We start from the raw sequence: 26,728 nt of genomic DNA, 5'->3' as shown, positions 1-26,728 counted from the left end.
ACCTACGGGCTGGGCCTGATCGCGCTGGCGACCTTTCTGTCCTGTCTTGCGCTGCCGATGCCAGCCTCGCTGGTGATGCTGTCGGCGGGAGGGTTTGCGGCGGCGGCCGGATCGAGGCCGTGGGGCCGAGGGGACCACCGGAGGGCGTTTCGGCCTCGGTCACGATTTCGGTCGTGGCTTCCTCGGGCGCGGCTTCGGGCTGGGCCTCGGTCACTGTTTCAGCCGGGGCGGGTTCGCTGGCCTCCGGCGTCGCCTCGGGGGCGACGGCGACATCTTCCTCGGGCGCGGGTGCGGGCAGCGGCGCAACGCGGTCTGCGGAGCGCGGTGTCGGACGGCCATCGGGGGGCAGATCGGGCGCACCCGAGAGCGGCGCGGGCGGCGCGATCGTATCCGTCACCTCGCCCGGCGGGGTCGGTTCCGGCTGGGGTTCGGGTTCGGGCGGCGGTGCCTCGGCCTGCGGTTCCGGCGGCGCCTCGGGCTGGGGTGGCGGCGGCACGGGGCGCGGCGGCGGCGGGGTTGTCTGCACCGCCACGGGCGTGGGTTCGACGGCTGCGGTCAGCGCCTCGAATTCAGCGGTGGAGAGGATGGTTACGCCGGTGATCTCGAAGGGGACCGGATCGCTTTCGCGGAACAGCGAATCGCCGAAGGCGACCCAAAGAAGGATCGCCGCGTGGATCGCTGTCGAGGCGTAAAGGGACCGGCGCATGACGATCGCTTCCCCCTCACTGCCCGGTGCCGTCGAGACGCGGGCCGCCCGCGTCGGTCACAAGCCCGATCTCGCGGAAGCCGCCGGCGTTGAGCGCGCCCATGACGCGCATCACGTCCTCGTAGGGGATCGTGCCGTCGGCGCGCAGGAAGACGCGGGTCGAGTCGCGTTCGGCGGCGATGGCCTGAAGCCGGGGGATCAGGTCGGTGACCGGCACGGCGGTGGTCTGGATCATCACCTCGCCCTCGGGGGTGAGGGTGATGGTCAGCGGTTCCTCCTCCTCGGCGGGAAGCGCCTCGGCGGAGGTGTCGGGCAGGTCGATGGGAACGCCCACGGTCATCAGGGGGGCGGCGACCATGAAGATGATCAAGAGGCACAGCATGACGTCCACGAAGGGCGTCACGTTGATTTCCGACATGGGCTTCAGGTTGGCACGGCGGCCCCTGCCCCGGCGGCGCGAGCCGCTGTTGGTGGCCAGAGACACGCCCATCAGTCGAGCTGCCGCGACAGGAGGGTGGAGAATTCGTCGGCGAAACCTTCAAGGCCGGTCACGAGGCTATCGGCGTCGGCGCTGAGCTTGTTGTAGAGGATCACGGCGGGGATGGCGGCCAGAAGGCCGAGACCCGTGGCCAAAAGCGCCTCGGCGATACCGGGGGCGACGACGGCGAGCGAGGTATTGCCCGAGATCGCGATTTCCTGAAACGAGCGCATGATGCCCCAGACGGTGCCGAAGAGACCCACGAAGGGTGCCGCCGAGCCGGTGGTGGCGAGGAAGTTCAGGCCATGGGTCCAGCGTTCGCTTTCGCGGGCGATGGCCACGTCCATGGAGCGGTCCACGCGCTGCTGAACGCCGGGGATCAGCCCGCCATCGTCGCGCAAGGAACGCCGCCATTCGGTCATGCCCGCGACGAAGACGCGTTCATAGGCGCTGCCGGGATTGTCGGCCATCTGGTCATAAAGCTCGTCGAGCGGTTCACCGGACCAGAAGGCGGCATCGAAGGCGGTCGCGTTGGCGCGCGCGCGGCGATACATTTTCGTCTTGGTGAAGGTGACGGCCCAGACCCAGATCGAGGCGGCGATCAGGCCCAGCATGACGAGCTGCACGATCAAGGTCGCGCGGAAGAAGAGCGCAATCAGCGTATAATCCGCCTCTTGCGCCAGAGCGAGCGTTTCGGTTTCCATATCTGTGTCGGGTTCCTTTGCCCCAGCCTCAAGCGGTCAAGGGCGTTTTGCACGCCTCATTTGGGACTCAATTTAGCAGGTTGTCAGGGGGAATGCGAACACTTCCGCGTCAGTGGCCCGCTTCCGCCGCAAGGGAAGCCACGCGTGCGCGGATATCTGCCGGAAGACGACCGGGGCGGCCGGTTTCGGTCAGGATCACGATGGTGACGCTGGCGCGGAACAGGAGTGTTTCGGCGCGCCAGATCTCTTGCGTCATGGTGAAGCTCGCGCCCTTGAGATCGGTGAGGTCGGTGCGGACTTCGATCTGGTCGTCGAAGCGGGCGGGGCTGAGGTAATCGGCCTCCACCCGTCGGACGGCAAAGACGAGGCCCGCAGCCTTGAGCGCAGTCTGGTCGATGCCCGCGGCGCGGACCATTTCGGAGCGGGCGCGTTCGATGAAGCGCAGGTAATTGGCGTAATAGACGATGCCCGCGAGGTCGGTGTCCTCGTAATAGACGCGGAGGGGGAAGCTGTGGGTCATTGCGGCCTCGGCAGGCGGGCGGCCAGACGCAGCGCATGGGCGGGATCGGTGGCCTGCGCGGGCAGGACGGGATCGTAGGCCGCGCGGATCAGGTCGGCGATGGCGGGTTTGAGGATGGCGGGACCGCCGGCTTGGAGGATGGCAAGCGGCGAGGACCCGAGGAAGGCCGTGTCGGACCACAGGAGGATCGTCTGCACGACCTGGCTGAGCGCGATGGTTTCGGCGGGGGCCTGCGACAGGGCCTCATCCATGCGGAGGAAGACGAAAGCGGCCTTGATCGCGCCGGTCTGGTCGAAGCGGAAGGCGCGGTATTGGTTGGCGTCTGCCGCCTTGAGGCGGTCGACGAGGGGGGCGAGGTCGGGGATGAGCCGGTCGAGATTGGGGGTGGCGGTCAGTTCGTCCCAATCGCGGAGGAAAAAGACCATGAGGTTCGCGCCCAGTTCGGGGTCGGTTTCGGCCATCTTGTGACCCGCAAGCGCCACGACGGCCTCGATCGCGCCCTTGAGGATGGAGACGGTGCCATCCTCCACCCCGAAGACGACGGGCACGATCGGCCGCCCCCAGCGGGCGAAGAGATATTGGCCATCGGCGCGGGTGAAGAGCGCGGTGATCGCCTCGGGGGTCAGGGGGGAAAGGCTGGTGTCGATCATGGGAGCGTGTGTGGTCTTCACGGGCGATGGGCGGCGATGGCGGCGCGCAGGATCGGGTCGGTCGCGGCGGCAAGAGGCGCGAGGCAGGCGGGCATGATCCGGATCATCGCGGCGCCCCCCCTCAGAACAGATCGCCCTGCCCCTGCCCCGCCACGGGCGGCACGGGCAGGCCCAGATGGGTCCAGCCCTTTTGCGCCAGCATCCGGCCGCGCGGGGTACGGGCGATGAGGCCCTGTTGCAGGAGATAGGGTTCGATCACCTCTTCGATCGAGTCGCGGCTTTCGGACAGGGCCGCCGACAGGGTTTCGACGCCCACCGGGCCGCCGCCGTAATTCTCGGCCATGAGGCGCAGGTAGCGGCGGTCGGCCCCATCGAGGCCCAGATGGTCGACGCCGAGCCGCGTGAGCGCGGTATCGGCGATGGCACGGGTCAGTCGCCCGTCGCCTTCGACCAGTGCGAAGTCGATCACCCGGCGCAGGAGCCGGCCCGCGATGCGGGGCGTGCCGCGCGCGCGGGCTGCGATCTCGGCCACGCCGTCCGGGTCGGAGGAAATACCCGAAAGCCGCGCGCCGCGTTCGACGATGCGCGTCAATTCCTCGGTCGTGTAGAAATTGAGGCGGGTGGGAATGCCGAAACGGTCGCGGAGCGGCGTGGTCAGAAGGCCCATGCGCGTCGTCGCGCCCACCAGTGTGAAGGGTTGCAATTCGATGCGGACGGTGCGGGCGGCGGGGCCTTCACCGATCACGAGGTCCAGCTCGAAATCCTCGAGCGCGGGATAGAGCACCTCTTCGACGGCGGGGTTGAGGCGGTGGATTTCGTCGATGAAGAGGACGTCGCGCGCCTCAAGATTTGTGAGGATCGCGGCGAGATCGCCCGCGCGGGCCAGAACCGGACCCGAGGTCATGCGGAAATTCACGCCCAGTTCGCGCGCCATGATCTGCGCGAGCGTGGTCTTGCCCAGACCCGGCGGGCCGTGGAAGAGGACGTGATCCATCGCCTCGGCCCGCCGCCTTGCGCTTTCGATAAAGACCGACAGGTTCGCCCGCGCCTCGGCCTGACCGATGAAATCGGACAGCGTCTGGGGGCGCAGGGCGCGGTCGGCATCCTCGGGCAAGGGCGCGGGGCGCAGGGTGGGATCGGGCTCGGTCATCGGGGCCATCTATGGCGGAGCGGGGCGGATCGCGCCACCCCTTCAGTCCTTGGGGGCCAGAAGCCGGAGCGCGGCGCGGATCAGCGCCGGGGCCTCGGCCACGGGATCGTTTCCTGCGGCCTCGGCCACGGCGCGGGCGGCCTCGGACGGGGCATATCCGAGGTTCGACAGCGCGGAGAGCGCATCGGCCTGCGCGGCACCCGAGGAAGGTTTGGGCGGGGCGGCGGGCGTGGGCCGTTCGGGCGTGTCGGGGTCGATCAGCGGGTCGGGGATCACGCCGGCCGCCTGCCCCAGCGTGCCGCCCAAGGCCATGATGCCCGGCGCCTTGTCCTTGAGTTCATTGACGACACGCTGCGCGAGTTTCGGGCCGACGCCGGGGGCGGCCTTGACCGCGCCCCAATCGCCGATGGCGATGGCGCGCGCGATGCCGTCGGACCCCAGCGTGCCGAGGATCGCCATGGAGGCCTTGGAGCCCACGCCCTGCACCGAGATCAGGAGCCGGTGCCATTCGCGGTCATAAGGGGTGAGAAAGCCGAAAAGCTGCAACAAATCCTCGCGCACCAGCAATTCGGTATAGACTGCGGCCATCTGGCCGGGGCCGGGCAGCGCTGCCAAGGTGCGGTCGGAGCAATGCACCGTGTAGCCCACGCCGCCCACGTCGAGGAGCACGTGATCGGCCGCCTTGTAATCCACGCGGCCCGTCAGCTTGCCGATCATGACGCCGCCCCGATCGCCTGCGCCAGCCGCCCGGCGGTCTGGGCGTGGAAGGCGTGGCAGATGGCGATGGCCAGCGCATCGGCGGCATCGGGGCCTGCGGGATCGCAGCCGGGCAATTGCATCCGCACCATGTGATCGACCTGTTGTTTCTCGGCATGACCGACGCCGACCACGGTCTTTTTCACCGCGTTGGGGGCGTATTCGGCCACCGGAAGTCCGGCCTGCGCGGGGACCAGCATGGCGATGCCACGGGCCTGTCCCAGTTTCAGGGTGCCCGCCCCGTCGCGGTTGACGAAGGTCTGTTCGACGGCGGCCATCTCGGGGGCGTGGCGGGCCACGATCTCGGTCAGCTGGACATGGAGCGCCAGAAGGCGCGTGGCGAGATCGCCCGTGCCGCTGAGGATCTGCCCATTGGCGATATGGCGCAGACGCGGGCCATCGGCCTCGATCACGCCCCAGCCGAGGCATCTGAGCCCCGGATCGATCCCGATGATGCGCATCCGCCTGTTCCCCGCCGCCCTTGCCCGAACATGGCCGCTTGTTGCGACCTTTCTGCATCACTAGCACGAAAGGCGAACATTGCCTAGGGCGGGGTCCGTTTCGGCGCGGGAAATGTCGGTTTTTGCAAGTGTCGGAAAACTGGCATCCAAATACGTCATCCCTCAGTCTGAATGCGACATTCATGAGCGATTTTTTGCCAAGTATTCCGGGCCTTTAGGCGGGTTTCGCCGCCATGCAGAAATCGCATGTGACCCATGCGAAAAACGCGGCTTGTGTGACGCTTTCGCGCTCTCTAGATGCCGCTTGTTCTCAAACCGCCCAAGATCTGGGCACCGTCGCCCCAAGCACGCCCCCGGGGTGGCGACCCGCAAAAGGATACGACCCATGGCCATCATGACCAACCGCCCGCTCGGCGCCGGCTTTGGCGCCAACCGCCTTCTGGCCGATCTGGTCGGCCGGATCGCCGCGTGGAATGACGCCCGCATCACCCGCAAGAGCCTGTCGGCACTGACCGACCGGGAGCTGGATGATCTCGGCCTCGTGCGCGGCGACATCGACGATATCGCGCGCGGCACCTATTCCCGCGACTGATCCGTCGGACGACACAGGATCGGGGCGCCGCCGGACATGGTCCGCGGCGCCGTTTTTCTTGTGCCCGCTGCTCAGGGCCACAGGGCCGCCACCTGCTCCGCGATCCAGTCGTAGAGGGTGACCGTCCGCAGCGTCAGCCGGTCGGGCATGAGGATATGTGCGGCCGCCTGCTGGGCCCGGGTGCCGTCGAGCAGGCGCGCCATCTCGAGATTGTAGCGGTCGGGGCCGAGGACCCAGACAAGGTAGGCCTTGACGAGCACGGCGATGACCAGCGCCAAGACGAGCCCGCGCACCGGCAAGCGGACGCGCATCCTGCCGTTCGGGGGAACGCGCGGCCCGTCGGATCGCAGCACATGGCCGCCCGACGCGCGGGTGCGGCGGGCCTGCTCGATCCGGTCGAGGCGGGCGTGAAAATCCGGGCGATCCTCTGTCATCAAAGACCCCACCAGCGCGGCATGGTGCCCATGGGCACGCGTGAGGCTGCAGGTTAGGCCGCGAATGCGATGAAATTAAGGCCGAGCCTTAGCGGCGCAGGGTGAGCGTGCTCCATTCCCCGATCACGCGCCGGTCAACAAGCGCAAGGCCCGCATCGGTATAGGCCGCGATCACCGCCTCGGCCTGTTCGTTCAGGAGGCCCGACAGGATGACGTGGCCCGCGGGGGCGAGATGGGCCGCCATGTCGGGCGCAAGCTCGACCAGCGGGCCCTTGAGGATATTGGCGAAGATCAGGTCATAGGGCGCGCCTGCGCCGAGGTCGGGGTGGTCGAAGCCTGCCGCCTCGACGCAGGCGAGATCCGGCACGCCATTGGCCGCGGCATTGGCGAGGGCGACCTCGACCGCGACCGGGTCGATGTCGGAGGCGATCACGTCCGCCTCGAGCACCTTGGCTGCCGCGATGGCGAGAACCGCGGTGCCGCAGCCGATATCGGCGACCTTGTCGGGCGTGACCCCTGCCGCAAGCAGGCGGTCGAAGGCCTCGAGACAGCCCTTGGTGGTGCCGTGATGGCCGGTGCCGAAGGCCATCGCCGCCTCGATCAACAGGCCCACGCGATCCCCGGGCAGCCGGTCCGCGTCATGCGACCCGTAGAGGAAGAACCGCCCGGCCTCGACCGGGTGCAATTCGCGGCGGACATGGGCGACCCAATCGGTCTCGGGCACCTCGGAGACGGCAAAGGGCCGCGCGCCATGAGCCATGGCGAGGATCGTCAGGGCGATGTCGTCGGGCTGTTCGAGGAAATAGCCGCCCACTTCCCAAAGGCCCGATCCGTCCTCGAGCTCGAACACGCCGACGCCGGTGGGTTCGGGTTCCAGATCTTCCAGCGCCGCGCCGAGCGCTTCGGCCTTCGCCTTGTCGGAGAGCGTGGTGAGGGCGGTCCAGGTGGGCATGGGCGGAGCTTTCAGGCTGCTGCGGATCGCATTTGGCCTACGCGGATCGGACGCGATTGGCAACGCCGCCCGAAGGGCGGGACACGAACGATGCCGCCCGAAGGGCGGGACACGAACGATGCCGCCCGAAGGGCGGGACAGGAACGATGCCGCCCGGGAGCGCGCGTTTTGAAAGGCGACGCCTATTCGGCGGGGGCGGGCAGCGGGCGGGCGAGGATGGTCTCATGCCCCGGCACCGGATGGCGCGGCACCAGTAGCGACAGCAGGAGCGACACAAAGGCCATGCCGGCGGCAAGGAAGAAGACCGTCGTGGGCGAGGTCAGCCACAGATAGCCAAGGCCCGCGGGCAGGAAGACGGCGGCGATGTGGTTGATGGTGAAGGCCACGGCGGCGGTGGGGGCGATGTCGCCCGGCTCCGCGATCTTCTGGAAATAGGTCTTGATCGCCAGCGCCAGCGCGAAGAACAGGTGGTTCAGGACGTAGAGCGCGCCTGCCATCCACGGGCCCCAATCGTAGATGTAGAGCGCGGCATATAGCAGGAAGATCGCGCCCAGCCCCGCATATTCCACCACCAAGGCCAGCCGTTCGCCGAAGCGCGCGACGATACCGCCCAGAAGCGGGGCCGCGATCATGTTGGCCAGAAGCGTCCCCATGAACAGCGCCGTGATCTGGTGCACGTCGAAGCCGTAGCGTTCCACCATCATGAAGGCGGCGAAAACGACGAAGATCTGCCGCCGCGCGCCCGACATGAATTGCAGCGCGTAGTAGAGCCAGTAGCGGCGGCGCAGCACCATCTTCTTGCTCTGGGGATTGGGGCTTTCGAATTGCGGAAAGGCGAAAAACGCCACCAGCGCGATCAGCACCGTCGTGCCGCCCGCGACCCAATAGACCAGATCGTAGCTGAGGTCATAGGCGCGCCATGTCACCACGATCAGCCCATAGGCCAGAAGCGTCGCGCCCGACCCGATGGACAAAAGCCAGCCCAGCGTCTGGGGCGCCTTTTTCTTGTCGATCCACTGCAATTGCAGGGATTGGTTCACCGTCTCGTAATAATGAAAGCCGATCGAGCTGATCAGCGTGACGAACAAAAGCCCGCCGAGGCTGGGGAATTGCGCGGTGAGCGCGGTGGCCACCCCCAGCATCACCAAGGAGACCAGCGCCAGCACCTGTTCGCGGACAAACAGGATGATGGCGATGACGCCGATGGCGAGAAAGCCGGGGATCTCGCGCACGGTATGGAGCCAGCCGATATCAGCCCCGTCGAACCCCGCCATCTCGATGACGAAATTGTTCAGAAGCGCGGACCAGGTCGCAAAGGCGATGGGCATGCCGAAGGCCATCAGCGCCAGAAGCGCCACGGGCCGCCGCCAGATCGGCCAGCGCTCCGCGTCAGTCAGCGGAACGGTTCTGAGTGTATCGCCGAGTGCCATGTGGCTGGCCTTACGCCCGTTTTCTTTCGCCGTCCATCGCCAGAACCCCTGCAAAAGCGCACAGATGCGGCTTCATCTTTCCGAAAATACGGCGGGGGAGACAGCCAAAGGCTGTCGGGGGCAGAGCCCCCTGCCCGCTTGCCGCTCGCGTGCCACGTTCCTTCGCAGTCACGCGTCACGCTCTTTACCCTTTTAGGTCCGCATGTTCGAGAAGCGCAAAACCGGTTCCCACTTTTGCGCAACATGCTCCGGCTCAACTGGCCAGAACGTTGCGGAAGGCCCAAGGCTCCTCGGGGTCGATATCCTCGGGGAACAATTCCCAGCGGTCCTGCAGGGGGGTCCAGTCGGTGTAATGCGCTTCGAGCGGGCCGAGATAGGGGCGCTGCACCTGAAGGCAGCGGGCGTGGTCCATCTCGTCGGCCTCGACAATGCCCGCGCCGGGGTTTTCCAGCGCCCAGACCATGCCGGCCAGAACCGCCGATGTCACCTGAAGCCCCGTGGCGTTCTGATAGGGGGCCAGATCGCGCGCCTCGTCGTTGGATAGGCGCGAGCCATACCAAAGCGCGTTCTTTTCATGGCCGTAGAGCAGCACGCCCAGTTCGTCGATCCCCTCGACGATCTCGTCCTCGGCGAGGATGTGGTGACGCTCCTGCGCGCGGCCCGAGCCGAACATCTCGTGCAACGACAGGACGGCATCGTCGCAGGGGTGATAGGCGTAATGGCAGGTCGGGCGATACTCGGGCGCGGCACCCGCCCCGACCGTGTAGTAATCCGAGATGGAAATCGCCTCGTTATGCGTGACGAGGAACCCGAATTGCGGCCCCGGCGTCGGACACCAGGTGTGGACGCGGGTGATGGCGCCGGGGCGTTCGAGCCAGATCGCGGCCTGACAGCCGGTCTCGTGGCGGTGGCCGTTCTCGGGGAACCAAGGCTCATGCGTGCCCCAGCCAAGCTCGGCGGGCTGGAAGCCTTCGGCGATGAAGCCTTCGACGGACCATGTGTTGACGAACACGCCGCGCGGGCGCGGCACGCGGCGGGCCTGGGTGTCGCGTTCGGCGATATGGATGCCCTGCACGCCCAGTCCCAGCATCATCCGCGCCCAGCCTGCGCGGTCGGCGGGCGGCGTGGCATCCTGCCCGGTATCGCGGGCGAGCGTCAGAAGCGCCTCTTTGACGAACCATGACACCATGCCGGGATTGGCCCCGCAGCAGGAGATCGCAGTCGAACCACCCGGATTGGCGGCCTTTTCGTCGCGCATGGCCTGTCGCAGCGCGTAATTGGTGCGGGCGGCATTGTCGGTGGTGTTGAAGTAATAGCCCGCCCAGGGTTCGACGACCGTGTCGATATAGGGCACGCCCAATTCGCGGCAGAACCGGATCAGGTCGAGCGAGGAGACATCGACGCTGAGGTTGACGCAAAACCCCTTGCCGGGTTCCAGAAGGCGGCCCAGAACCTCGCGGTAATTCTCGGGGGTCAGCGCGGTGTCGACGACATTCAGCCGATGCTGGCGCAGGAAAGTGTGCTGGCCGGGATCGGGTTCGATGATTGTCAGCTTGTCGGCATCATAGTCGAAATGGCGTTCGATCAGCGGCCATGTTCCCTTGCCGATCGAGCCGAAGCCGATGATCACGATGGGGCCGTCGATGCGGCCGTAAACGGGATAGGCTTGGGTCATGGCGGGCTCCGGCCGGGGATCGGGACAGGCGGATCGTAGAATGCTGGTTCTGAAACGAAAAGGGCCGTGCCAGTGTGGCACGGCCCCGTGACATTCGCGTGCGGCAGATATCAGTTCTGCGCGTAATATTCGATGACGAGGTTGGGTTCCATCATGACCGGGTAGGGCACATCGCCCAGACCGGGGGTCCGCACGAAGGTGGCGGTCATCTTGGAATGGTCGGCCTCGATGTAATCGGGGACGTCACGCTCGGCCAGCTGGACGGCTTCGAGGAGGACGGCCATCTGCTTGGACTTCTGGCGCACCTCGATCACGTCGCCTTCCTTGACGCGGTAGGAGGGGATGTTCACGCGCTGGCCGTTCACGAGCACGTGGCCGTGGTTCACGAACTGGCGGGCCGCGAAGATGGTCGCCACGAACTTGGCGCGGTAGACCACGGCATCGAGGCGACGCTCCAGCAGGCCGATGAGGTTTTCACCGGTGTCGCCGCGCACACGCTCGGCTTCGGCGTAGATCCGACGGAACTGCTTTTCCGTCATGTCGCCGTAATAGCCCTTGAGCTTTTGCTTGGCGCGCAGCTGCAGACCGAAGTCCGACATCTTGCCCTTGCGGCGCTGGCCGTGCTGGCCCGGGCCGTAGTCGCGCTTGTTCACCGGGGACTTGGGGCGGCCCCAGATGTTTTCGCCCATGCGGCGGTCGATCTTGTACTTGGCAGAGGTGCGTTTGGTCACCGTCTGATCTCCTTCTGATGTGCCGACCCCGTGCGAGGCCTGCTGTGAAGGGCGTTGTCCTTTGCCCGAAGGCCGACAGGTCATCCCTTGCGGGAGCCACCAACACCAAAAATAGCAACCCGGCCCTTGCGGACCGGGAAACGTGCGCGGCTGATAGGCGCTGTCGCGCGGGGTGTCAATGCCGTGCGGTGACCGAAAGGGCGGGCGAGCCGCCCACAAGGATCGCGGCCTCGGCGCGGGTGACCATGCGGCGGACCGGCGGGCCGTAGAGATCGGGATTGGCGGCCAGTTCGGGGCGCAGGTCGAACATCAGGTCGCGCTGCATCCCCGTCAGGGTCTCGAGGCCCATGAAGCCGGGGTGGAAGGTTTCCACCTCGAGCCCGTTGGCCCAGATCACCTCGTGGCGTTCGAGCATGAGGTGGATGTACCATGTCTCGCGCAGGGAATGGTCGATGGTGATGTAGCGGTCGCCCACCAGGTCGGCGGCGCGCACCAGAACCTCGGGTTCGCCCCAGAGATCGCGGGCGGCGCGGCCGCGCAGCAGAACGCGGTGTTCGGGGCTGACGATCAGGTCGTCCTCGGGGCGGTCGACGCCCAGCGCGCCACGGCGGATGCGGACGGGCCGGGTTTCGGGCATGGCGAAGAGGCGCGCGCCGGACATGCGGCGGTGGCCGGTCCAGAGCACGGATTGCGGGCCGTTGTCACGGGTCAGAAGCCGATCTTCGGGGCCCAGATCCTCGATCGCGACCTCGCCCTTTTCGGTGCGCAGGCGCGTTCCGGGGGTGAAGCAGATGACCGAGGGCCGTTCGGAGGGCGTGGGGCGCAGCATCCGGTCGGAGCATTGCACGACCATGAGGTCGCGGTCGGGCGGCGGCACGTCATCGGCGAACATCAGCAGGGGCGTTGCGCCGTCTTCGACCAGGATGGGCACCATCGTGAAAAAGCGCACCCCGTCCGACACGACGAAGGCCCCGCGCAGGAGCGTATCGGTGTCGTCGAGCGCCAGTTCGGCGGGGCCGGGTTCGGGGCGTTGGAGGAGTTTGCGCACGACACGGGCGGCGCGGCCACGGATCGCATCGTGATCGCGGCTGGAGGGAAGCACGAGCGCCGCGCCATCGCCCTCGAGCGGGAGGGCCCGGCCGTGCCAGCTCCATGTCATGCCGGCGATCAGATCCGCCTGATCTTCCGCCGGAAATCCCTCGACGCGGGTTTGCGCCCATGAGATCACGAACGCGCCCCGAAAGCCCGTGCCCATCACCCTGCCTCATCAGGTTATGAAAGCCGGCCGTTGGTCGGCCGTGCTGTTCCGGACACCATATCAGAGGTGATTCGCTGTGTATAGCGTTCGAGAGGGCGGCACCCCCAAAATATCAGAAGCGGATATCGATGGAGAGCGATCCGATGGCTTGCCCGACGGGCTGGCCCACGAATTCCTCGGAGGCCCAGGTGATGCCGTAGAAGAGGTTGCTCTGGCCAAAGCCGTAATTGACGCCAAGGCGCGCGCGATGGCGATGTTCCTCGGCCAGAAAGCCGCGTTCCTCGGGCAGGAAGATGGAACTGTCGACCCATGCCGTATCGGCCCCGAGAAGGAGCGACCAGCCGCCTTCGTCGGCGATATTCGTGATGCCTGCGATGCGTTGGCCGGTGATCGGGTCGCGGGCGAGGAAACCGCCCTGCCCCAGCGAGCCGAAGGTCAGGTCGAAGCCGAGGCGGGCCATGTTCTCGACCCCGCCCTGAAGCTCGATGAAGGGGCGCATCTCGCCGCCCTGCCAGCGCAGGGAGCGGGCGACCTCGAGCGTGCCGTGCAGGTAGACGCCATCCTCGACCTGATAATTCTCGACCCCGATGCGCGACATCGAGAACGCGTCGTGGATGCCGGCCTGTAGCGACCGGATCCCCGATTGTTCGCCGGTGATGGCGATATCGGCCCCGGCCGAGACATCGAACCCGTGCAGGTCGTAATGGGTATGCACGCCGGCCCAGATCGTCCCGGCATAGAGACGGTCGCCACGGGCAGGATTGATCGTGTTGTCGGGCGAGATCGCCTCGCCGCGGAACCGGTATTCGAGGATCGAGAAAGCCTCGGTCGGGAGCGCGCCGGTCCAGGCGGGGCCGCGGAAGACGCTGACCGAGAAGGCCCCGGTGCGCCAGCGGTCGCGGCGATCGGCGAGCGTGTCGTTGGTGAACAGCCGCACCACGCCCAGCGTCTCGCGGCCCGAGGCGGCATCGCCCGATGTGGCCAGAACGGTTTCGCCGTAGGACAGCGGTTCGGCGGGGGCCGGGGTTTCGGCCAGCGCCGGGGCGACCAGCGCCAAGTATGCAAGGGATATCGCCCCGAAACGGGTAAAAATCTGCGCCATGTGACTGCCTCAAGTCCGATGGCGGTTAGCCCGCCTTCTGTTACCGGGCGAGACTAGCAATAGTTGCGCGCCTTTCCAAAGACGTGCTGTTCAGGCGCATTTCGAATGGCCGCAACTGTTGCAGGTGAGGCACCCTTCGGCCATGCGCATGTCGTATTGCCCGCAAGACGGGCATGCAGGCCCCGGCTTGTGCCCAAGATTCACGACCTGCGCCTGCGGGTCGGATTTGAGGCCCATCCCCTCGCCTTCGAGAAAGCCTATGGCGACCATGTGCCGTTCGATCACCCCGCCGATGGCCGCGAGGATGGAGGGCACGTATTTGCCGTTCATCCAGGCCCCGCCGCGCGGGTCGAAGACGGCCTTGAGCTCTTCGACCACGAAGGAAACGTCGCCGCCGCGCCGGAACACCGCCGAGATCATCCGCGTCAACGCCACGGTCCAGGCGAAGTGTTCCATGTTCTTGGAATTGATGAAAACCTCGAAGGGGCGGCGGTGACCGGAAAGCACGATGTCGTTGATCGTGATGTAGAGCGCGTGTTCGCTGTCGGGCCATTTGACCTTGTAGGTGTTGCCTTCGAGCGCCGCGGGCCGGTCGAGCGGTTCGGACATGTAGATGATCTCGCCGCCCGCGGCCTCGGTCGCGGTCTGGCCTTCGGGCTTGTCCTGCGTCTCGGAGACGGTGAGGACGGAGCCTGTTACGTCATTGGGGCGGTAGGTGGTGCAGCCCTTGCAGCCGGTGGCATAGGCTTGCGCGTAGACATCCTTGAAATCCTCGAAGGAGATGTCGGCAGGCACGTTGATGGTTTTGGAGATGGAGCTGTCGATCCAAGGCTGGGCCGCGGCCTGCATCCGCACGTGATCCATCGGCGCAAGCGTCTGGGCGGTCACGAAATGATCGGGAAGGGGCACGTCGCCCATGCGGTCGCGCCATGCGGCCACGGCGTAATCCACCACCTCTTCCTCGGTGCGGGTGCCATCGGGTTGCAGCACTTTGCGGGTGTAGGAATTGGCGAAGATCGGTTCGATCCCCGACGACACATTGCCCGCGAAAAGCGAGATCGTGCCGGTGGGCGCGATGGAGGTCAGGAGCGCGTTCCGGAGACCGTGTTCGGCGATCAGCGCCTGCACGTCGGACGAGAGCCGCGTGATCATCGGGGCCTTGGCATAGGCGGCGGCGTCATAGAGGGGGAAGGCGCCCTTTTCCTTGGCCAGAAGCGCGGAGGCGCGGTAGCTCGCGTTGGCGATGGCTTCCATCCATGCGCCCGTCTGCGCCACGGCCTCGTCCGAGCCGTAGCGCAGGCCGATCATGGCCAGCGCATCGGCCAGACCCGTGACGCCCAGACCGATCCGACGCTTGGCCTGCGCCTCCTGCGCTTGTGCCCCTAATGGAAAGCGGGAGGCGTCGACGACATTGTCCATCATGCGGACCGAAGTGGCGACGAGATCGGTCAACCGGGCGGGGTCGATCCGGGCGGCCTTGGTGAACGGCTCCTCGACCAGACGGGCGAGGTTGATGGACCCGAGCAGGCAAGCGCCATAGGGCGGCAGGGGCTGTTCGCCGCAAGGGTTGGTCGCGGCGATCGTCTCGGCGTAGTTCAGGTTGTTCTCGGCGTTGATGCGGTCGATGAAGATCACGCCGGGTTCGGCGTAATCATAGGTCGCGCGCATGATCTTGTTCCACAGGTCGCGGGCCTGCACCGTGCGGTAGACGCGGCCGCCGAAGGTCAGGTCCCACGGGCCGTCCTTGTCCACGGCCTCCATGAAATCGTCGGTGACGAGAACCGAGACGTTGAACATGCGCAGGCGCGCGGGATCGGATTTGGCGTCGATGAAAGCCTCGATATCGGGATGGTCGCAGCGCAGCGTCGCCATCATCGCGCCGCGGCGCGAGCCCGCCGACATGATGGTGCGGCACATCGCGTCCCAGACATCCATGAAGGACAGCGGGCCGGAAGCATCGGCGGCGACGCCATGCACCTCGGCCCCCTTGGGGCGGATGGTGGAGAAATCATAGCCGATCCCCCCGCCCTGCTGCATGGTCAGCGCGGCCTCTTTCAGATTGTCGAAGATGCCACCCATGCTGTCGGGGATCGTGCCCATGACAAAGCAGTTGAAGAGCGTGACCGACCGGCCCGTGCCCGCGCCCGCCACGATGCGGCCCGCAGGCAGGTATTTGAAATCCTCGAGCGCGGCATAAAAGCGGTCTTCCCACCCTGCCTTGTCCTGTTCGACGGTGGCGAGCGCGCGGGCGATGCGGCGCCACGTGTCTTCGACGGAATGGTCGAGCGGCGTGCCGTCCGCCTCCTTGAGGCGGTATTTCATGTCCCAGATCTGTTCGGCGATGGGGGCAGCGAAACGGGTCATGGCGGCTCTCCTTTGGGCAGGCAGTGAAGGTAGCGCGCCAGGCGCGGCGGATCAACAGATTGCACATCCCAATGACAGCACTACGATATGAAGTGGCATGGGATTCTGTGGAGAGAGCTGTGGGAAAACCGGGGACAACCCATATCATCAAGCTTTGTGTCGGCGCGGAGGCGGTCGAGGATCTGCTCGACTGGCAGCGCAATCCGCGCGCCAAGGGACCGGACGGGCTGCCGCGCCATGTCACGCGGATGTTTCCCAAACGCGTGGACGAGGTGCTGAACGGCGGTTCGCTTTATTGGGTATTCAAGGGCCTTGTGCTGTGCCGCCAGCGCATCTTGCGGCTGGACGAGGTGACGGGAGGCGACGGGATCCTGCGCTGCGGGATCGTTCTGGACCCCGAGGTGGTGCGGGTGGCGGCAAGCCCCAAGCGCCCGTTCCAAGGATGGCGCTACCTGACGCCCGAGGATGCGCCGCGCGATCTGCCCAAGGGCCGCGAGAGCGAAGAAGCGCTGCCGCAAAGCCTGCAGAACGCGCTGGCCGAAATCGGGGTTCTATAGCCCTTTGTCCGCATTTTCGAGAGGCGGAGAACCGGTGCCCGGTTCTGGGCAACGGTCGTGCGGTTTCACGCCACCCCGATGCGCGCCACCAGATCCTTGAGCGCGGCGCGTTCGGCATCGCCCCATTCCGCGCCGCGCGCGCGGAACAGCGTCGCCTCGGAGCGGTGGATCAGGCCATCGTCGAGGATGCGCAGGTGGTTGGCGCGCAGCGTCTCGCCGGTGGAGGTGATGTCGGCGATGGCTTCGGCATTGCCATGGGCGACGGTCCCTTCGGTCGCGCCCTGGCTGTCGACGAGCTGGTAATCGGCGACGCCTGCATCGCGCAGGAAATCGCGCACGAGCCGGTGGTATTTCGTGGCGATCCGCAGACGGAAGCCGTGGCGTGCGCGGAAGGCGGCGGCGACGGCATCGAGATCGTCCAGCGTGGCCACATCGACCCAGACCTTCGGCACGGCGATCACCAGATCGGCATGGCCAAAGCCCATGGGGGCCACGATTTCGACCGCCTGATCCCAGGCGGGGATGCGTTCCTGCACCAGATCGGAGCCGGTAACGCCGAGGTGGATGCGGCCCGCCGCCAGTTCGCGCGGGATCTCGCCCGCCGACAGCAGCATCAGTTCGACATCGGCACCCGCGACCTCGGCGGCATATTCGCGGTCGGACCCGCTGCGCCGCATGTCGATGCCGCGATCGGCGAACCATGCGAAGGTCTTGTCCATCAACCGCCCCTTGGAGGGCACGCCGAGCCGGATGGTCATGGCCGCCCCCCTTGGGCCGCACGGGCCAGAACCTCGGGGCGGATCACGCCGCCCACGGCCGGGATCTCGCGGCCCGCGCCGAGGATGCGGGTGAGTGCATCGTAGCGCCCGCCCGTCGCGGCAGGCGGCAGGTCGGGGCGGGAGGGGGCGAGAAAGCCGAAGACGAAACCGTCGTAATATTCCATCGTCGAACGGCCATAGCTGGCCTCGAACGGGATCGTGTCGACCCCAACGCCCGCCTTGGCGAGCGCATCGATCCGGGCCGCGAAACGGTCGACGGCGGGGACAAGCCCGGGCATGTCGACGCACAGATCACGCAGATGTTCGCAGGCCTCGGGCAAGTGCGCTTTCAGCGACAGGATCGTGGCCAGAACCTCGGCCTCGGGGGCCGGAATGGGCGGGGCTGCGGCATCTGCGATCAGCGTGTCGATGCGGGCCGCGATTTCGGCCGCGGACCGCAATCCGATCTCGGGACCGGCGGCGGCGATGAGGCTGTCCGCCCCCTGCCCCACCGCGGCCTCGATCAGGCTGGCGCGGGCGGGCGATTGGGCCGTGCGGTTCGTGAACCGGTCGATCAGGGCGCGGAAGCGGCGGGGCCGCCAGATGTGGCGGCGCAGCGCCGCCTTGCGCGCTGCCGTGGTCGACAGCGTGTCGATGGCGGCAAGGAGCAGGCCGATATCGCCCGTCACCGCGCGCAAGCCGTGGGGGGCGAGAAGGCGGGAGAAGAGCGCGAAAACCTCGGCATCGGCGCCGACGGGATCGGCGCGGTCAAAGACCTCGTAGCCGACCTGAAGATATTCCGAGGGGCGCCGCGCCCCTGCGGGTTGGGTGCGGAAGACCTCGCCCATGTAGGCGTAGCGGGCGGGATCGGCCCCGTTTGCCATGTGGCGCTGGACCACGGGGACGGTGAAATCGGGGCGCAGCATCATCTCGCCCCGGTCGGGGTCATGGGTGACGTAGGCGCGCGCGCGAATATCCTCGCCATAAAGGTCGAGGAGCGTTCCGGCCGGTTGCAAAAGGTCGGTTTCGACGGGCACGGCCCCCGCCGCCTCGAAGGCCGCCAAAAGGCGGGCGGCCTCGGCCCTGATGCTGGCTTTATCGGTCTTGGCCGTGTCCATGGTCCCGGTGTCGGTCACTGGTGGCGGCCCAGAAGCTTGCGAGTTTCTTCTGCAAGATCCGACAGCGGCACCTCGATCTGGGCGGGCTGGGATTTCCATTCCTCGAGCGTCGCTTCCTCGGCCAGTTTCGCGCCGAGGATCAGGTCCTTGAGCTGCACGACGCCGCGCGCGGCCTCGTCACCGCCTTGGATCACGGCGACGGGGGACCTTCGCTTGTCGGCGTATTTGAGCTGATTGCCGAAGTTCTTGGGGTTGCCCAGATAGACCTCGGCCCGGATGCCCGCCTGGCGAAGCGTCGCGGCCATGGCCTGATACTCGGCCATGCGGTCGCGGTCCATGACGGTGACGATGACGGGGCCGGGGGTTTCGCCGGTGAGCCGCCCCTTGGCGCGCAGCGCGGCCAGAAGGCGGTCGACGCCGATGGAAACGCCCGTGGCCGGAACCTCCTGCCCCGTGAAGCGCTTGACCAGATCGTCATAGCGCCCGCCGCCCGCCACCGAGCCGAATTGGCGGGGACGGCCCTTTTCGTCGAGGATTTCGAAGGTCAGTTCGGCCTCGAAGACCGGGCCGGTGTAGTAGCCGAGGCCCCGGACGACCGAGGGGTCGATGACGATGCGGTCGGGGCCGTAGCCTTGGGCGGCGAGGAGGTCGGCGATGGTTTCAAGCTCAGTCACGCCCTCGAGGCCGATGGCGGAGCCGGCCACCAATTCGCGCAGGCGCGCAACAGTCGCCGGCCCATCGGCGCGTTTGGCGTCCATGAAGCCCATGATCACATCGGCCTGAGCCTCGCCCAGCCCCGCGCCCTTGGTGAAATCGCCGCTTTCATCCTCGCGGCCCTTGCCCAGAAGCGCGCGCACGCCCTGTGTACCCAGACGGTCCAGCTTGTCGATGGCGCGCAGGACGATGCCGCGTTCGGCTTCCTTGTCCTCGCCCGACAGGCCCGCGACCTCGAGCACGCCGTTCAGGACTTTGCGGTTGTTCACCCGCACGATGTAATCGCCGCGCGGGATGCCCACGGCCTCGAGCGTATCGGCCAGCATCCCGCAGATCTCGGCATCGGCGGCGACCGACGGCGCGCCGACCGTATCGGCATCGCATTGATAGAATTGGCGGAACCGGCCCGGCCCCGGTTTCTCGTTCCGCCAGACCGGGCCCATCGCGTAGCGGCGATAGGGGAAGGGCAGATCGTTGCGGTATTGGGCCGCGACCCGCGCCAAGGGGGCCGTCAGGTCGTAGCGGAGCGCGAGCCAGGTGTCGTCCTCTTCGAAGGCGAAGACGCCTTCGTTCGGGCGGTCGACATCGGGGAGGAATTTGCCCAATGCCTCGACCGTTTCGACGGCGGACGTCTCCAACGGGTCGAAGCCGTGCAGGCGGTAAACCTCGGCGATCTTTTCCAGCATGTGCTGGCGTTCCGTCACCTCGGCGCCGAAATAATCGCGGAAGCCTTTGGGCGTCTCGGCCTTGGGGCGGGGGTGTTTTTTCTCTTTGGCCATGGCTGCGGGCAAGCCTCTGATCGGGGTCGCGCCCCCTCTAGCCCGTGGGGGCGTTGACGGCAAGGCGGCGAGCGGGCAAGGCCTGTGGGGAATTGGGCGCAGAAGGGGCCGGTCATGACGGATGCCACGAGACTGGAAGAACGGATGGCGCATCTGGAGCGGGTGGCCGAGGATCTGTCGGAGGTGGTCGCACGGCAAGATGCCGAGATCGCGCGGCTGACCCGGCGGGTCGAGATGCTGATGATGCGGGAGGCCGAGCGCGAGGCGGACCAGGGCGGGACCATTCCGCTTGCTGATCAGAAGCCGCCGCATTGGTGAGGCGGTTGTTTCTGGGGGCTCTGCCCCCGGCCTGCGGCCTCCCCCGGAGTTTTTTGGCCAAGATGAAGGGGGGCCGTTAACCTTTTTTTGGGTTACGCGGCTTGGGCCATGCGGGGGCTGCGCGGGCGGGAGCGCATCAGGATCATCAGCATGATCCCGACATTCAGGGCGTTGAAGGCGATGCCGTTGAGGAAGGCCCAGCGGTAGGAGCCGGTGAGGTCATAGATCAGCCCCGAGAGCCAGCCGCCCAGCGCCATGCCGAGGATCGTCGCCATGATGACGAAGCCCACGCGGGCGCCGGCCTCGCGCGCGGGGAGATATTCGCGGACGATGATCGCGTAGCTGGGTACGATGCCGCCTTGCGACAGGCCGAAGATGAGCGAGACGAGGTAGAGCGACGTCAGGCCCGTGGTCGGCAGGTAGAGCATCAGCGCGAGCATCTGGAGCGTCGAGCCGATCAGGAGCGTCATCACCCCGCCCAGCCGATCGGCCAGCACCCCGGAGAGAAGGCGCGAGGCGACGCCGCCCAGAAGCATGAGCGAAAGCATCTCGGCCCCCACGGCGGGGCCGTAGCCCAGATCGGTGCAATAGGCGACGATATGGACCTGCGGCATGGACATGGCGACGCAGCACCCGATGCCTGCCGCCGCCAGAAGCCACGTGAGCGTGCGGGGGCTGAGGCCCGTTTCACGGGCGCGGGCGGCGGCGGCGGTCTCGGAGGCGGCCAGCGCGCCATCGGGCAAGGGTTTGCGCAGGAGCCATGTAGCGGGCAGCATGAGCGCGAGGGTGGCGGCGGCGATGACCAGATAGGCCGTGCGCCAGCCGGGCCCTGCGAGGATATCGGCCAAGATGAGCGGCCAGATCGCACCCGAAAGGTAATTGCCCGAGGCGATGATCGCCACCGCGATGCCCCGGCGTTTGAGAAACCATTGGCTGACATCGGCGATGAGGGGGCCGAAGCTGGTGGCGGTGCCGAAACCGATCAGGAATTGCAGCGCCGAGAGCGTCGCGATGTTGGCAGAGGCCGCCGCCGCCGCATAGGCCGCGGCCATCAGAAGCGCCGAGGCGGCAAGCGAACGGGCGACGCCATAGCGGTCAACGGCGCGGCCGATCACGAAATTGCCCAAGGCAAAGCCCAGCATGGTGAGCGTGTAGGGGATCGACGCGGCCGCCCGTTCGGTGCCGAATTCGGCCTGCACGGCAGGCAAGATCACGATGATCGCCCACATGCCGACATTGCCGACGAGCGAGATCATCAGCGAGAGGGCAAGACGGATCCAGGAGGCGCGACTGTCGAGGGGTGACATGGGCGCGACGCTAGGGCGGAAGTTTCTTGGAGGGAAGCGGAAAGGTGGCGCTTTCGCTCAGACCTCTTCCACGGTCACCACGCCCTCCATGGAGCGCAGGGCGCCCTTGATCTGGGGGGAGACGGGGAAGGCATCGCCCAGAACCATCTCGACCTCGCCGGGCAGGTCGGGGTGGAGGAGACACAGGTGTATCGGCCCCCGCGCGCTGCGCGACGCCTCTTGGGCCATGCGGGTCAGAAGGGAGCGGACGGAGGCGATGCCCGTTTCCCCCTCGACGAAGACGCGCAGGCCGGTGGTCTCGGAAGCCACGGCGCTGTCGATGGGCTCGACGCGGCGGCACAGCAGTTTCAGCTGATCGGCCTCGAAGGTCGCCTCGACCTGCAAGATCACGTTCATGCCCGTCTCGAGATGGGGGCGGGCCACGTCGAGAACGTCGGAGAACAGGGTGACTTCGTAAAGGCCGGTGGGATCGGAGAGCGCGACGAAGGCGAAGCGGTTGCCCTTTTGGCTTTTGCGTTCCTGTTTCGAGGAAACGGCGCCGGCCATCTTGGCGACGAAGGCCCCGCCCTGCACCTTTTGTTCGACCTCGGCCAAGGTCTGGACACCCTTGCGGCGGAGCGCGGGGAGGTAATCGTCGAGCGGATGGCCGGAGAGGTAAAAGCCGATGGCCTGGTGTTCGCCCGCCAGACGTTCGGCGGGGAGCCAATCGTCGGGATCGGGCAGGCGGGGTTCGGGCAAATCCTCGCCCGCCGCGCCGAAGAGGCTCACCTGGTTGGAGGCGGCCGCGTCATGGACCGCCGCCGACCATGCGGTGAGCGCATCGAGCGCGGCAAAGACGCGGGCGCGGTTGCGGTCGAGCGTGTCGAAGGCACCCGCGCGGGCCAGCATTTCGAGGCTGCGCTTGCCCACGCGCTTGAGATCGACGCGGCGGGCGAAATCGAAGAGCGAGACGAAGGGTTTTGCCCCTCTTGCCTCATGGATCAGGCGCATCGCGTCGACGCCCACGTTCTTGAGCGCGCCCAGCGCGTAAAGGATCTTGCCGTTCTCGACGGTGAAGGTGGGGGCGGAGCGGTTGACGCAGGGCGCGATGACCTCGATGCCCAGCCGCGCGACCTCTTGCCGATAGACGCCCAGCTTGTCGGTGAGGTGGATATCGCAATTCATGACGGCGGCCATGAATTCGACCGGGTGGTTCGCCTTGAGCCACGCGGTCTGGTAGCTGACGACCGCATAGGCGGCAGCGTGGGATTTGTTGAAGCCATAATTGGCGAATTTCTCGAGCAGGTCGAACACCTCGCCCGCTTTTTCATGGCTCACGCCGTTGGCGGTCGCGCCTTCGATGAACTTCGGCCGCTCCTTGGCCATTTCCTCGGCGATCTTCTTGCCCATGGCGCGGCGCAGGAGGTCGGCCCCGCCAAGGCTGTAGCCCGCCATGACCTGGGCGATTTCCATCACCTGTTCCTGGTAGACGATGATCCCTTGGGTTTCCTTGAGGATATGGTCGATCGAGGGGTGGATGGATTCGAGCGGTCTGAGCCCGTTCTTGACCTCGCAATAGGTCGGGATGTTCTCCATCGGGCCGGGACGGTAGAGCGCCACAAGCGCCACGATATCCTCGATGCAGGTGGGTTTCATGCGCCGGAGCGCATCCATCATCCCCGAACTTTCCACCTGGAAGACCGCGACCGTCTTGGCGCTGGCATAAAGCTCGTAGGTTTTCGCGTCGTCCAAGGGGATCGCGTTGATCTGGTTTTCCGCCCCCGGTGCTGGGTCGTAGAGGCGGGTGCCATCGGGGGCTTCGTGCAGCTGGCGGCCCGAGGCATGGATGAGGTCGATGGCGTTCTGGACGACCGTCAGGGTTTTCAGGCCGAGGAAGTCGAATTTCACCAGACCGGCGGGTTCCACCCATTTCATGTTGAACTGGGTGGCGGGCATGTCCGAGCGTGGGTCGCGGTAGATGGGGACAAGCTCATCGAGCGGGCGGTCGCCGATGACCACGCCCGCGGCATGGGTCGAGGCGTTACGGAGCAGCCCCTCGATCTGTTCGGCATAGTCGAAAAGGCGCCGGACCGGGTTCGTGCGCCCCTCGCGCTTGTCCTGCTCGCTTTCGCGCATCTCGTCGCGGATGCGTTCTTCCTGCGCCACGGCCTGCGTGATGGAGACGGGCTTGACGCCTTCGACCGGGATCATCTTGGACAGGCGGTCGACCTGGCCAAAAGGCATCTGAAGCACGCGGCCCACGTCGCGGACGGCGGCCTTGGACAAAAGCGCACCGAAGGTGATGATCTGCCCCACCCGGTCGCGGCCGTATTTTTCCTGCACGTAGCGGATCACCTCTTCGCGGCGATCCATGCAGAAGTCGATGTCGAAGTCGGGCATGGACACCCGCTCGGGGTTCAGGAAGCGCTCGAACAGAAGCGAGTAGCGCAGGGGGTCAAGGTCGGTGATCGTCAGCGCATAGGCCACAAGGCTGCCTGCGCCCGATCCGCGCCCGGGGCCCACGGGAATATCCTGATCCTTGGCCCATTTGATGAAATCGGCCACGATCAGGAAATAGCCGGGGAACCCCATCCGCTCGATGATGCCCAGTTCGAAATCGAGGCGCTTGTGATACTCCTCGACCGGGGCGGCATGGGGGATGACGGCCAGCCGCGCCTCCAGCCCCGCGCGGGACTGACGGCGCAATTCCTCGACCTCGTCTTCGGCAAAGCGCGGCAGGATCGGGGGGTGGGTGCGCGCACGATAGGCGCAGCGGCGCGCGATCTCGACCGTGTTTTCCAGCGCCTCGGGCAGATCGGCAAAGAGCGCCGCCATTTCCTCGGGCGATTTGAAATGGTGCTGGGGCGTCAGGCGGCGGCGCGGCTCGGATTGGTCGACATAGGCGCCTTGGGCGATGCAGATCATCGCGTCATGGGCCTCGAACATCTTGGCCTTCGGAAAGTAGACGTCATTGGTGGCGACCAGCGGCAGGTCGCGGGCATAGGCCAGTTCGATGGTGGGACGTTCGGTGAGGCGTTCGGCCTGCGGCAGGCCGCCCTCGCCCGGATGGCGCTGCAATTCGAGGTAAAGCCTGTCGCCGTAGATCGCCTCCAACCGGGTCAAAAGCGCCTCGGCCTTGGCGGTGTTGCCGGTCTGCAAAAGCCGCCCGAGCGCGCCGTCAGGCCCGCCCGTCAGACAGATCAGGCCCGCGCCATGGGCGGCCAGTTCATCGAGCGTGACATGGGGCAGGCTGCCGTCGCCGCGCAGGTAAAGCGCGGAGTTGAGCTTCATCAGGTTTTCGTAGCCCTGCCGGTTCTGCACCAGAAGAACCAAGGCCGCGGGCGGCACGGGGCGTTCGCCGGGGCGGACAGGGTCATATTCGACATCGATCTGGCAGCCGAGGATGGGCTGCACCCCCGCCTTGGCGGCGGTTTCCGAAAATTCGAGCGCGCAGAACATGTTGTTCGTGTCGGTGACGGCGACGGCGGGCATTCCCGCCTCGGCCACCATGCCCGGCAGTTTCTTCACGCGCATTGCACCTTCGAGCAACGAATACTCGGTGTGCAGGCGAAGATGGATGAATCGCGGGGCGGCCATAAGCGCAGGCTAGCGCAAGGGATAGCGGCGTTCCAGCGCCATGGCCCGGTATCTTGTGGACACATGCGACAGATCGGGCGTGACGGCAGGCTGCCGCCGCGCAAGGCTTGCAATATGCGCCAAGGCCGGGTTTGCTGTTATCCGGTCGAACAGGGAAACGGGGCCGCGCTCTACGCCGCATCGAGCGCGGGATGACCACCCCGGACAGGTACCGCGGCGGGCAAATCACATGGAAACCAGGTTTCTTCTGAACGGGGAACCTCAGGTCGCGGATACGGGCGCGACCACCACGCTGCTCGACTGGCTGCGCGAGGAAAAGCGGCTGACGGGCACCAAGGAAGGCTGCAACGAGGGCGATTGCGGCGCCTGCACCGTCATGGTGACCGACCCTGACGGGACGGCGCGCGCGCTCAATGCCTGTATCCTCTTCCTGCCGCAGCTTGACGGGCGCGCGGTGCGCACCGTCGAGGGGATCGCGGGTCCGGATGGCGCGCTGCACCCGGTGCAGCAGGCAATGATCGACCATCACGGGTCGCAATGCGGATTCTGCACTCCGGGCTTCGTCGTCTCGATGGCGGTGGCGCATCTGAACGGGCGACAGGATCACGACGACCAGCTTGCGGGCAACCTGTGCCGCTGCACGGGCTATGCGCCGATCATCCGCGCCGCCGAAGCGGCGGTGGGGGCACCGGTGCCCGACTGGATGCGCGCGGATGCGAAAGCCTTGGCCGACCCCGGCTTCATCTTCCCCCAAATACGGACTTCGGGGGGCGTGCCCCCCGCCTGCCCCACCACTGCCGACGAGCTGGCCGAATGGTATGAAGCCCACCCCGACGCCACGCTGATCGCGGGCGCGACCGATGTGGGGCTTTGGGTGACCAAGGGCTTGCGCGACCTCTCGCCTGTCGCCTTCCTGAACCAATGCGCCGATCTGCGCGGGATTGTTGCCGATGACGAAACAATCCACATCGGGGCGATGACCAGTGTAGCAGAGTTGGGCGCGTTCATCTCGGACAGGCACCCCTCCCTTGCCGAGCTGATCCGGCGCTACGGCTCGGTGCAGGTGCGCAATGCGGCGACCATCGGGGGCAATATCGCCAACGGTTCGCCCATCGGGGACAGTCCGCCCGCCCTGATCGCGTTGGGAGCCAGCCTGCACCTGCGCAAAGGCGCGGCACGGCGGGTGATGGCGCTGGAGGATTTCTTTCTCGACTATGGCAAGCAGGACCGCGAACCCGGCGAATTCGTGGAAGCCGTGTCGATCCCGGTCCAGCCCGACCGGCTGGCCTGCTACAAGCTGTCGAAACGCTTTGACCAGGACATTTCCGCCGTCTGCGGCGCGTTCAGCATCACCGTGACGGAGGGAAAGGTCGCCACGGCGCGCATCGCCTTTGGCGGCATGGCGGGAACGCCGAAACGTGCGTCCCATGTGGAGGCGGCGCTGGTTGGCCAGCCTTGGAACGAGGCGACCATCCGCACAGCACAGGGGGAATTCGAGCGGGATTTCATGCCATTGTCGGACATGCGCGCCTCGGCCAGCTACAGGCTGCGCGCGGCCCAAGGGATGCTGATGCGATATTTCCTTGAGACGCAGGGTGCCGCGGCGAATGTGTTGGAGGTGCGGATATGAGCATCAAA

General features: G+C 66.6%; 24 protein-coding genes and 1 pseudogene. 4 read left to right on the top strand and 21 right to left on the bottom strand.

What is annotated here, in order from left to right; genetic code table 11:
• The 8 genes and pseudogenes from QQK63_RS02800 to ruvC form a co-directional block, all read right to left on the bottom strand.
• Positions 1 to 706 (bottom strand): annotated as a pseudogene (locus QQK63_RS02800) (cell envelope biogenesis protein TolA); the annotation flags it as partial.
• 16 nt (positions 707 to 722) lie between these two features.
• On the bottom strand, positions 723 to 1,196 hold the full coding sequence (gene tolR, locus QQK63_RS02795) for a protein TolR (RefSeq protein ID WP_277826788.1): 474 nt from the start codon (positions 1,194 to 1,196) through the stop codon (positions 723 to 725).
• Positions 1,196 to 1,888, bottom strand: coding sequence for a protein TolQ (gene tolQ / locus QQK63_RS02790; RefSeq protein WP_277826786.1), 693 nt, complete (start codon positions 1,886 to 1,888; stop codon positions 1,196 to 1,198). Before tolQ ends, tolR begins: the two co-directional genes overlap by 1 nt.
• Before the next feature lie 109 nt (positions 1,889 to 1,997).
• Positions 1,998 to 2,408 carry a tol-pal system-associated acyl-CoA thioesterase gene (ybgC, locus tag QQK63_RS02785; RefSeq protein WP_277826783.1) on the bottom strand — a complete coding sequence of 137 codons (411 nt, stop codon included), beginning with the start codon at positions 2,406 to 2,408 and terminating at the stop codon, positions 1,998 to 2,000.
• Positions 2,405 to 3,058: a hypothetical protein gene (locus tag QQK63_RS02780; protein WP_277826781.1), complete on the bottom strand. Its 654-nt coding sequence runs from the start codon at positions 3,056 to 3,058 to the stop codon at positions 2,405 to 2,407. Before QQK63_RS02780 ends, ybgC begins: the two co-directional genes overlap by 4 nt.
• A gap of 121 nt (positions 3,059 to 3,179) precedes the next feature.
• Positions 3,180 to 4,208 carry a Holliday junction branch migration DNA helicase RuvB gene (gene ruvB, locus QQK63_RS02775; protein ID WP_277826779.1) on the bottom strand — a complete coding sequence of 343 codons (1,029 nt, stop codon included), beginning with the start codon at positions 4,206 to 4,208 and terminating at the stop codon, positions 3,180 to 3,182.
• A 42-nt stretch (positions 4,209 to 4,250) separates the two neighbouring features.
• Positions 4,251 to 4,925, bottom strand: a complete 675-nt coding sequence (gene ruvA, locus QQK63_RS02770) for a Holliday junction branch migration protein RuvA (RefSeq protein WP_277826777.1) — start codon at positions 4,923 to 4,925, stop codon at positions 4,251 to 4,253.
• Positions 4,922 to 5,425, bottom strand: coding sequence for a crossover junction endodeoxyribonuclease RuvC (gene ruvC / locus QQK63_RS02765; protein WP_277826775.1), 504 nt, complete (start codon positions 5,423 to 5,425; stop codon positions 4,922 to 4,924). The genes ruvA and ruvC overlap by 4 nt, the downstream gene beginning before the upstream one ends.
• Before the next feature lie 385 nt (positions 5,426 to 5,810).
• Between ruvC and QQK63_RS02760 the strand changes: the two genes are divergently transcribed.
• A complete protein-coding gene (locus tag QQK63_RS02760; RefSeq protein ID WP_277826773.1) occupies positions 5,811 to 6,017 on the top strand; it encodes a DUF1127 domain-containing protein in 207 nt (68 codons plus the stop codon).
• A 71-nt stretch (positions 6,018 to 6,088) separates the two neighbouring features.
• On the opposite strand, the gene QQK63_RS02755 is transcribed toward QQK63_RS02760, so the two are convergent.
• From QQK63_RS02755 to QQK63_RS02720, 8 genes are all read right to left on the bottom strand, one after another.
• Positions 6,089 to 6,451, bottom strand: coding sequence for a hypothetical protein (locus QQK63_RS02755; protein ID WP_277826771.1), 363 nt, complete (start codon positions 6,449 to 6,451; stop codon positions 6,089 to 6,091).
• Between the two features lie 88 nt (positions 6,452 to 6,539).
• The gene (locus tag QQK63_RS02750; RefSeq protein WP_277826769.1) at positions 6,540 to 7,403 is read right to left on the bottom strand and encodes a 50S ribosomal protein L11 methyltransferase; all 864 of its coding nucleotides are present in this window, start codon (positions 7,401 to 7,403) and stop codon (positions 6,540 to 6,542) included.
• A 182-nt stretch (positions 7,404 to 7,585) separates the two neighbouring features.
• Positions 7,586 to 8,833, bottom strand: a complete 1,248-nt coding sequence (locus tag QQK63_RS02745; RefSeq protein WP_277826767.1) for an MFS transporter — start codon at positions 8,831 to 8,833, stop codon at positions 7,586 to 7,588.
• Between the two features lie 253 nt (positions 8,834 to 9,086).
• Positions 9,087 to 10,508: a homospermidine synthase gene (locus QQK63_RS02740; protein ID WP_277826765.1), complete on the bottom strand. Its 1,422-nt coding sequence runs from the start codon at positions 10,506 to 10,508 to the stop codon at positions 9,087 to 9,089.
• 110 nt (positions 10,509 to 10,618) lie between these two features.
• Entirely contained in the window at positions 10,619 to 11,239 is a 621-nt protein-coding gene (gene rpsD, locus QQK63_RS02735; RefSeq protein ID WP_277826763.1) for a 30S ribosomal protein S4, read from the bottom strand.
• 175 nt (positions 11,240 to 11,414) lie between these two features.
• Positions 11,415 to 12,494: a Hint domain-containing protein gene (locus tag QQK63_RS02730; protein ID WP_277826760.1), complete on the bottom strand. Its 1,080-nt coding sequence runs from the start codon at positions 12,492 to 12,494 to the stop codon at positions 11,415 to 11,417.
• A gap of 115 nt (positions 12,495 to 12,609) precedes the next feature.
• Positions 12,610 to 13,599, bottom strand: a complete 990-nt coding sequence (locus QQK63_RS02725; protein ID WP_277826758.1) for a lipid A-modifier LpxR family protein — start codon at positions 13,597 to 13,599, stop codon at positions 12,610 to 12,612.
• A gap of 90 nt (positions 13,600 to 13,689) precedes the next feature.
• Positions 13,690 to 15,963 carry an adenosylcobalamin-dependent ribonucleoside-diphosphate reductase gene (locus QQK63_RS02720; RefSeq protein ID WP_277826756.1) on the bottom strand — a complete coding sequence of 758 codons (2,274 nt, stop codon included), beginning with the start codon at positions 15,961 to 15,963 and terminating at the stop codon, positions 13,690 to 13,692.
• A 119-nt stretch (positions 15,964 to 16,082) separates the two neighbouring features.
• Here QQK63_RS02720 and QQK63_RS02715 point away from each other — a divergent pair, with 119 nt between their 5' ends.
• Positions 16,083 to 16,520 (top strand): DUF1489 family protein, encoded by a 438-nt coding sequence (locus tag QQK63_RS02715; RefSeq protein ID WP_277826753.1) that lies wholly within the window; start codon positions 16,083 to 16,085, stop codon positions 16,518 to 16,520.
• 65 nt (positions 16,521 to 16,585) lie between these two features.
• Here the strand turns inward: QQK63_RS02715 and hisG are convergent, their stop codons facing one another.
• From hisG to hisS, 3 genes are read right to left on the bottom strand one after another with little or no spacing between them, the layout of a single operon-like run.
• Positions 16,586 to 17,278 carry an ATP phosphoribosyltransferase gene (gene hisG / locus QQK63_RS02710; RefSeq protein ID WP_277826751.1) on the bottom strand — a complete coding sequence of 231 codons (693 nt, stop codon included), beginning with the start codon at positions 17,276 to 17,278 and terminating at the stop codon, positions 16,586 to 16,588.
• Positions 17,275 to 18,396, bottom strand: a complete 1,122-nt coding sequence (locus QQK63_RS02705) for an ATP phosphoribosyltransferase regulatory subunit (RefSeq protein WP_277827794.1) — start codon at positions 18,394 to 18,396, stop codon at positions 17,275 to 17,277. The genes hisG and QQK63_RS02705 overlap by 4 nt, the downstream gene beginning before the upstream one ends.
• Positions 18,397 to 18,410: 14 nt before the next feature.
• The gene (hisS, locus tag QQK63_RS02700; protein ID WP_277826749.1) at positions 18,411 to 19,889 is read right to left on the bottom strand and encodes a histidine--tRNA ligase; all 1,479 of its coding nucleotides are present in this window, start codon (positions 19,887 to 19,889) and stop codon (positions 18,411 to 18,413) included.
• A gap of 114 nt (positions 19,890 to 20,003) precedes the next feature.
• Here hisS and QQK63_RS02695 point away from each other — a divergent pair, with 114 nt between their 5' ends.
• Positions 20,004 to 20,207, top strand: a complete 204-nt coding sequence (locus QQK63_RS02695) for a SlyX family protein (RefSeq protein ID WP_277826746.1) — start codon at positions 20,004 to 20,006, stop codon at positions 20,205 to 20,207.
• A gap of 92 nt (positions 20,208 to 20,299) precedes the next feature.
• Here the strand turns inward: QQK63_RS02695 and QQK63_RS02690 are convergent, their stop codons facing one another.
• Together QQK63_RS02690 and dnaE are read right to left on the bottom strand one after the other, a co-directional pair.
• Positions 20,300 to 21,514 (bottom strand): MFS transporter, encoded by a 1,215-nt coding sequence (locus QQK63_RS02690; RefSeq protein ID WP_277826744.1) that lies wholly within the window; start codon positions 21,512 to 21,514, stop codon positions 20,300 to 20,302.
• Positions 21,515 to 21,571: 57 nt separating this feature from the next.
• Complete coding sequence (gene dnaE, locus QQK63_RS02685; protein WP_277826741.1) at positions 21,572 to 25,090, bottom strand: DNA polymerase III subunit alpha; 3,519 nt, start codon at positions 25,088 to 25,090, stop codon at positions 21,572 to 21,574.
• Between the two features lie 229 nt (positions 25,091 to 25,319).
• Here dnaE and xdhA point away from each other — a divergent pair, with 229 nt between their 5' ends.
• The gene (gene xdhA, locus QQK63_RS02680; RefSeq protein WP_277826739.1) at positions 25,320 to 26,720 is read left to right on the top strand and encodes a xanthine dehydrogenase small subunit; all 1,401 of its coding nucleotides are present in this window, start codon (positions 25,320 to 25,322) and stop codon (positions 26,718 to 26,720) included.
• Positions 26,721 to 26,728: the final 8 nt, after the last annotated feature.

It is taken from the genome of Roseicyclus marinus, from assembly GCF_030163795.1.
GTDB lineage: Bacteria > Pseudomonadota > Alphaproteobacteria > Rhodobacterales > Rhodobacteraceae > Roseicyclus > Roseicyclus marinus.
This window is presented reverse-complemented; position numbering and strand designations above follow the sequence as displayed.